This window comes from Alcanivorax sp. UBA3183, assembly GCF_002364155.1.
GTDB lineage: Bacteria > Pseudomonadota > Gammaproteobacteria > Pseudomonadales > Alcanivoracaceae > Alcanivorax > Alcanivorax jadensis.
In genome coordinates, this window is the sequence record NZ_DEXN01000042.1 from 1 (window position 1) to 7,135 (window position 7,135).

Here is a 7,135-nt window from a genome sequence, read left to right on the forward strand (position 1 = left end):
GTAGCTCGTAGCTCGTAGCTAGAGGCTCGCGGCTATTTCCCGATAGCCCTTCTCCAGCTTCTTCATCTGCTTCTTGGACACCCCGCCCAGCACCTCGATGGCGTTGCGCAGGCGAGCGCGGCTCAGGTCGGCGCCGATGATTTCCATGGAATCCACCACCGAGAAGCTGGCGCTGGTGCCGGCAATAGCCACAAAGGCCGGAAACAGGAAGTCCTTGATCTTCACTTCCAGGGCATCGGCGATGGCCTTGGCATCGGCAAACAGACCGTCACGGTTCCAGTCACTGCGTGCCTCATAGGCCCACAGCAGGTACTGCAGCCACACCTTCATGTCCTCGGCACCATACTGCTTGTGCTCGAAGCTGGCTTCGCTGATCGCCGGCATGCCGTTGAAACAAAATGCTGCCTTGTCCGCCACGTCCGACAGGGTTTCCACCCGCTGACGCAGGTGGGGAATGATCTTCATGGCGTAATCGCGGTTGTAGGCCCAGTCCAGCAAGGTATCAAGGAACTGCTCGTCGCTCTGCTCACGCAACCATTGGCCATTCAGCCAGCTCAGCTTTTCCACATCAAAAACGGGACCGCCCAGGGACACCCGGTTGATATCGAAAGCGTCCTGCATCTGCGCCAGGGTGAACTTCTCGCTCTCGTCCGGCATGGACCAGCCCATGCGCCCCAGATAGTTCACCAGGGCTTCCGGCAGGTAGCCCATACGCTGATAGAACAGGATGCTGGTGGGGTTCTTGCGCTTGCTGAGTTTGGATTTGTCCGGGTTGCGCAGCAGGGGCATGTGACACAGCGCCGGCATCTCCCAGCCAAAATATTCATACAGCAGCTTGTGCTTGGGCGCGGAGTTCAGCCATTCCTCACCGCGGATCACATGGGTGATCTCCATCAGATGATCATCGACGATATTGGCCAGGTGGTAGGTAGGCATGCCGTCGGACTTGAGCAGGATCTGTGCATCCACCAGCGCCCAGTCCAGCTCCACGGTGCCGCGCAGCATATCCTGGATTTCACAGCGGCCGTCGGTGGGCACACGCATGCGAATCACGTAAGGCGCACCGTCTGCTTCCCGCTTTGCCTGCTCGTCGGCGGGCAGTTCCAGATCCATCGGCTTCAGCGCCCGGTTCTCGCCCTGCTCTTTCAATTCGGCACGCAGGACGTCCAGCTCCTCACTGGTGCGGTAGCATTTAAAGGCGTGACCTTTCTCAATCAGCGCCTCGGCATACTCAGCGTACATATGCTTGCGTTCGCTCTGCCGATACGGGCCATGGGGGCCGCCCACGTCCGGGCCTTCGTCCCAGCTCAGCCCCAGCCACTTGAGCGAATCCAGAATCATCTGCTCGGACTGGTCCGTGGAGCGGGTCTGATCCGTGTCTTCAATTCGCAGAATGAATTGACCACCGTGCTGGTGGGCAAAACAGCGATTGAACAGGGCAATATAGGCGGTGCCTACGTGAGGGTCACCGGTGGGCGACGGCGCTACGCGGGTGCGGACGGTCATGCTGACTCCAATAGTGCAAACTGGCGCGGATTATACCTGTCACAGCGGGAAGCTTATAGACACGGAGCAGCGGCTTTCTGTTAAGGTTGAACGCGAATCATTATTTCGCCTACCGAGCAACTGCTGGGCGTTATCTCCTCGACAAGACGTAAAGGAAAAGACAATGCGTATTCCCTTCAGATACCCACTGCTTGCAGCCTTAATTGTGGGCATTCCTATGCTTCAGGCCTGCTCAGATAACGAAACCCCGGAACAACAAGACATCGCCGAAAAAATTGTCGAGCAATCGCAAAAATCCAAAGCCATGTCTGCGGAAGAATCCACCGCTTCTGGCATTGAGCGCAGCATGGCGCCCGAAAATGCCAAGGCCACCATTATCAGTCCCGCTGACGGTGCCACCGTCACCAGCCCGGTCACCGTGACATTCGGGCTGGAAGGTATGGACGTGGCGCCCGCCGGCACCGAGCAAGAACACTCTGGCCATCACCACCTGCTGATCGACCTGAACGAGCTGCCGGCCATGGACTTCCCGCTGCCGGCCAACGACAACGTGGTGCATTTCGGCAAGGGCCAGACAGAAACCGAGCTGGAACTGGAACCGGGCACCCATACCCTGCAATTGCTGCTGGGTGATCACATGCACGTGCCCCATGAACCGCCGGTAATGTCTGAAAAGATCACCATTACCGTGGAATGAGGGTCAAACGCCGGACCTCAGACGCCAAGAAGTTTCTCTTTTCGCGTCAGGGGTCCGGCATCAAGCCTCAGGCGTCACCCTATCTGCCGAGGCGCAAACATGATGATGGCCATGCCGGTCAGCGCCACCAGCGACCCGACAATATCCCAGCCCGTGGGACGGATACCGTCAACGCCCCACAACCAGAGAATGGCTACGAAAATATACACGCCCCCGTAGGCCGCATAGACCCGCCCCGCCGCCGTGGGGTGCAAAGACAGTAACCAGGCAAAGGCCGCCAGACTCAGCGCAGCAGGAATCAACAACCAGGCGGACTTCCCTTCACGCAGCCACAGGTAGGGCAAATAGCAGCCCACGATCTCGGCGACAGCCGTGATCAGAAACAATCCCAGAATCTTCAACTCCGGCAAGAGAACCTCCCGGTCTATCGTCAGATAAGCACACCGCAACGCACACGCGACGTTCAGCGCACGGTAAGTACCGCGAGTGTAGCGGGAAATATCCGCCTATTCGCGGGCACTGGCACAATCAAGGCAAAACAAGGTGGCGGGATCAATCTCGAGACGCTTGGGATTGATGGGCTTGCCGCAGTCTTCGCAGTAGCCGTAATCATCCTCATCAATACGACGCAGCGCCGCAACAAGCTGGCGCAAACGCTGCTCCTGACGTTGACGGGTTGCCAGGGCCATGGCCTGTCCCTGCATGGCGTCCATTCGCGACAGGCGCCCAACGCTTTGCTGATCCAGCTCCACCGGTTTGGTGGCTGAATCAGCCGCATCATTTTTTTCGCTTAATGCCTGCTTCTCTTCCAGCAGTTTCCGGCGAAAGTGTTCCTGATCTGCCTCTTCCATTTGGCTCCCCAGGGGACAATACCCCCGACGTCACCAACCACGCCGGGGTACCTCTTTACCTCAGCAGCAGATGCGGCACCGTGGCGTTCTTGATCATCTTGCTGGTGGTGCTGCCCACGAAGAATTCGCGGATACGGGAATGCCCATAGGCGCCCATGACCACCATATCAATACCGTTATCCTGCTGGTATTGGTGCAAGGCAGGCTCCACGTCGCCTTCCAGCTGTGCCACTTCCACCTCGTGACCGGACTTTTCCAGGGTGTCGCGAGCCCAGTCCAGATCCTCTGACAACTGCTTGTCCTTGCCCACGGCGACCAGATGACAAGGCAGCCCCAGAAACAGCGGACTGGCGGCCAGCAGTTTTACGCCTTCACGACAAGTCGGGCTGCCATCGAAGGCCAGCATGATTTTGCCAGGTTCAGCGAAATCAGACGGCACAACCAGAATCGGCTTGTGCATGGTTCGAATCACCTGCTCCACATGGTCGCCTACTTGAGCCGCCTCACCGGCATGTTCTTCACCCAGTTTGCCGATCACCAAGATGCGGGTCTGCTCCTGCATGCCGGCCAGTGTTTCTACCAGGCCACCATGACGCTGGCGCTGTTTAGGCTCAGCCACACCCTTTTCAATAGCACGACTGGCAGCGCCATCCAGCATCAGCTTGCCCTGCTCCAGGGCCAGCTTGTTCCGCTTGGCATCGAGCTCGGACAGCTCAGTCAGCAACGATTCACGACCACCCAGCAGCAGGTTGCCACTGAGATCACTTTCCACCGGATAGCGGGAATGATCCAGTACATGCAGCAGGGTCAGCGGCGCATTCAGGCGCTGCACCGCCCAGACGGCATAGTCGCAAACCCGTGCCGCGGCTGGAGAACCATCAATACAGGCAATCACTTCACTCATTGTTCTTCTCCTAGTGGCCGCCCATGAGTTTTTCGACCGCCTCGGGCTTGTCGTGCACGGCAAATTTATCCACCAGAGTCGCGCTGGCTTCGTTCAGGCCGATCAACTCCACCTCGGTACCCTCACGGCGGAACTTGATGATCACCTTGTCCAGGGCGCCAATGGCGGTGATATCCCAGAAATGGGACCGGTGCACATCAATAGTCACTTTATCCAGTGCTTCCTTGAAATCAAAGGAGGCAATGAACTGGTCCGCAGAGGTAAAGAACACCTGGCCCAGAACCTCGTAATGACGATGACCGCTATTGGTTTCATCAAGGTCTGAACGCACATAGAAAACACGACCCACCTTGTTGGCATAGAACAGCGCGCTGAGTACCACGCCGATGCCAACACCGATGGCCAGATTATGGGTGGCTACGGTGGCAGTCACGGTAGCCAGCATGACGACGGTACTGCTCGCCGGATGCTTGGTCATGTTGGTAATGGACTCCCAACTGAAGGTACCGATGGACACCATGATCATCACCGCCACCAGCGCCGCCATGGGAATCTGGGACACCCACTTGCCCAGGAACACCACCAGCACCAGCAGGAAGCAGCCGGCAAACAGGGTGGAAAGGCGCTTGCGGCCACCGGATTTCACGTTAATCACGGACTGGCCAATCATGGCACAACCCGCCATGCCGCCCAGGAAACCAGAGAAGATATTGGCGACACCCTGCCCTTTGCATTCGCGATTCTTCTCGCTATCGGTATCGGTCAGATCATCAACGATGGTTGCCGTCATCATGGATTCCAGCAGGCCTACCACGGCCAGAGCCAGTGAATACGGCAGGATGATTTTCAGGGTTTCCAGGTTAAGAGGGATATCAGGCAACAGGAACACCGGGAGGCTATCCGGCAAATCGCCCTTGTCACCGACAGTAGGTACATCCAGGCCGAGATACATGGCGATGCCGGTAATCACGACGATACAGATCAGCGGAGACGGTACCGCCGTGGTCAGCAGCGGCAGCAAATAAATGATCGCCAGACCCGCCACGACCATGGCATAGACATGCCATGTCACCCCAACAAGCTCCGGCAACTGCGCCATGAAGATCAGAATCGCCAGCGCATTCACAAAGCCGGTGACCACGGAGCGGGAGACAAAACGCATGAGATTACCAAGCTGCAGGAAGCCGGCAATAATCTGCAAGACACCCGTCAGCACGGTTGCCGCCAGCAGATATTGCAGGCCATGGTCTTTCACCAAGGTCACCATCACCAAGGCCATGGCCCCGGTCGCCGCCGAAATCATCCCCGGGCGCCCGCCGACAAACGCAATGACTACAGCGATACAAAAGGAGGCGTACAACCCTACCTTGGGGTCCACACCGGCAATGATGGAAAAGGCAATTGCCTCGGGAATCAAGGCCAGGGCAACAACGGAACCGGCCAGCAAATCACCACGGATATTACTGAACCATTCCTGCTGAATAGATCGAAGCATGGAGAACAATCCTGTTTTGGAATTACGACAAACAAAGATGCTGCGCAGCAGCAGAACACGGGATGACATGGCGCAAAGCACCATACGGCAAAGCCGGAGACGGGCTGTCTACTAGGGCGGACTCAACCGTGGGAGGGTCATGAACAGTCTCGAGTGATTTGGAAAGGCGCGGAGTCTAGCAGAGCTAACCCGGCTTTGACAGGCAACGCCGCCGTCCCCCCCTACGCCCACGCGCAACAACATGCGACAATAATGCCCTCTGACACCCGCTTGCCGCCTTGCATGAATGACACTCTGACAACGACAACCCCACTACAACAGCCGGACCGACGCCTGTCCGTGGCGCCGATGATGGACTGGACCACCCGGGACTACCGGTTTCTGGCCCGGTTGATTACCCGCCACACCCTGCTCTATACCGAAATGGTGGTGGCCCAGGCGATACTGCGCGGGGATCGTGAGCGGTTTCTGGCGTTCAATGACGAAGAGCATCCGGTAGCCCTGCAGCTTGGCGGCGGCGAGCCCAGGGATCTGGCCGAAGCGGCCCGGATTGCCGAGCAATACGGGTACGACGAGATCAATCTCAATGTGGGCTGCCCGTCGGATCGGGTGCAGCAAGGCAAGATCGGCGCCATTCTGATGGCCGAGCCGGAACTGGTGGGCCAGTGCGTGGAAACCATGCAGGCAGCCGTCAGTGTGCCGGTGACGGTAAAGACCCGCATCGGCATTGATGACCAGGATGATTACGATTTTCTCTACCGGTTTGTGACCCGCATGGAACAGGCCGGCTGCAGCAGCCTCACCATTCATGCCCGCAAGGCCATCCTTTCCGGGCTGTCGCCCAAGGAAAACCGGGAGATACCCCCGCTCATCTATCAACGCGCCTATGCCATCAAGCAGGCCTTTCCGCTTATGGAGATCGTCCTTAACGGTGGCGTGAAGACTCTGGATGAGGTGCATGGGCACATGGGCGACGTGGATGGCGTGATGATTGGTCGCGAGGCTTACCAGAACCCCTACTTCCTGGCCGACGCGGATCGCATCGTGTTTGCGGATGAGCACCCTGTACCCAGCCGCCGGGATGTAGCCGAACAATTCCTGCCTTATGTGGAGCGTCGCTACGCACTGGGCCATGCGCCCAAGCATTCCCTGCGCCATATTCTCAACCTGTTCCAGGGTGAACCGGGCGCCCGTCGCTTCCGACGACACTTGAGCGAAAACATGCACAAGCCGGACACCACCCCGCAAGTGCTCATGGACGCTTTGGCACAACTGCCTTAGCCTGTCAGTACGTTATACCTCCGTAGGAGCGGCGCTAGAGCCGCGAATCTGCTTGCGAACACTTCCCCAGGAACTGTTCGCGGCCCATAACCGCAGGACACAGAGAACGCCGCTCCTACGGCACAGAAAAGCCCCTGTCATAGTTGGCCTTTACCCTATCGCCCGCCATGACACTGAAAGGAACGGATACCGTGAACAAACGCGAACAGCTAGCCCAATGGACCTCACTGGTTGCCGATACCGGTGATCTGGACATGATCGCCGAACTGGCGCCGGAAGATGCCACTACCAACCCTTCCCTGCTACTGGCGGCTGCCCGTGACGAACGCTATCGGCCGATGCTGCAACAGGCGGCAGATTTATGCCGCACTCTCGGTCATGGCGGCGAGATGGACTGGCTG

8 protein-coding genes are annotated in these 7,135 nt (G+C 58.1%); 3 read left to right on the forward strand and 5 right to left on the reverse strand.

The genetic code is table 11. The features are described 5' to 3' along the window. Positions 1 to 18: 18 nt before the first annotated feature. Positions 19 to 1,506: a glutamate--tRNA ligase gene (gltX, locus tag B3Q33_RS12805; RefSeq protein ID WP_272979810.1), complete on the reverse strand. Its 1,488-nt coding sequence runs from the start codon at positions 1,504 to 1,506 to the stop codon at positions 19 to 21. 217 nt (positions 1,507 to 1,723) lie between these two features. Between gltX and B3Q33_RS12810 the strand changes: the two genes are divergently transcribed. Continuing rightward, positions 1,724 to 2,203, forward strand: a complete 480-nt coding sequence (locus tag B3Q33_RS12810; protein WP_273010208.1) for a DUF4399 domain-containing protein — start codon at positions 1,724 to 1,726, stop codon at positions 2,201 to 2,203. A gap of 74 nt (positions 2,204 to 2,277) precedes the next feature. Here B3Q33_RS12810 and B3Q33_RS12815 read toward each other — a convergent pair whose 3' ends face one another. The 4 genes from B3Q33_RS12815 to B3Q33_RS12830 form a co-directional block, all read right to left on the reverse strand. After that, the gene (locus tag B3Q33_RS12815) at positions 2,278 to 2,613 is read right to left on the reverse strand and encodes a YnfA family protein (RefSeq protein ID WP_035244060.1); all 336 of its coding nucleotides are present in this window, start codon (positions 2,611 to 2,613) and stop codon (positions 2,278 to 2,280) included. 96 nt (positions 2,614 to 2,709) lie between these two features. Then, on the reverse strand, positions 2,710 to 3,054 hold the full coding sequence (locus B3Q33_RS12820) for a TraR/DksA family transcriptional regulator (protein ID WP_035244058.1): 345 nt from the start codon (positions 3,052 to 3,054) through the stop codon (positions 2,710 to 2,712). Positions 3,055 to 3,109: 55 nt separating this feature from the next. Next, positions 3,110 to 3,958, reverse strand: a complete 849-nt coding sequence (locus tag B3Q33_RS12825) for a universal stress protein (protein ID WP_035244056.1) — start codon at positions 3,956 to 3,958, stop codon at positions 3,110 to 3,112. 10 nt (positions 3,959 to 3,968) lie between these two features. Then, positions 3,969 to 5,453, reverse strand: a complete 1,485-nt coding sequence (locus B3Q33_RS12830; RefSeq protein ID WP_272997472.1) for a SulP family inorganic anion transporter — start codon at positions 5,451 to 5,453, stop codon at positions 3,969 to 3,971. Between the two features lie 282 nt (positions 5,454 to 5,735). Between B3Q33_RS12830 and dusA the strand changes: the two genes are divergently transcribed. Together dusA and B3Q33_RS12840 are read left to right on the forward strand one after the other, a co-directional pair. After that, positions 5,736 to 6,734, forward strand: coding sequence for a tRNA dihydrouridine(20/20a) synthase DusA (gene dusA, locus B3Q33_RS12835; RefSeq protein ID WP_273010209.1), 999 nt, complete (start codon positions 5,736 to 5,738; stop codon positions 6,732 to 6,734). 191 nt (positions 6,735 to 6,925) lie between these two features. Further along, positions 6,926 to 7,135 (forward strand): transaldolase family protein (locus tag B3Q33_RS12840; RefSeq protein ID WP_414631552.1); only part of this gene is annotated, 210 nt, incomplete at its 3' end.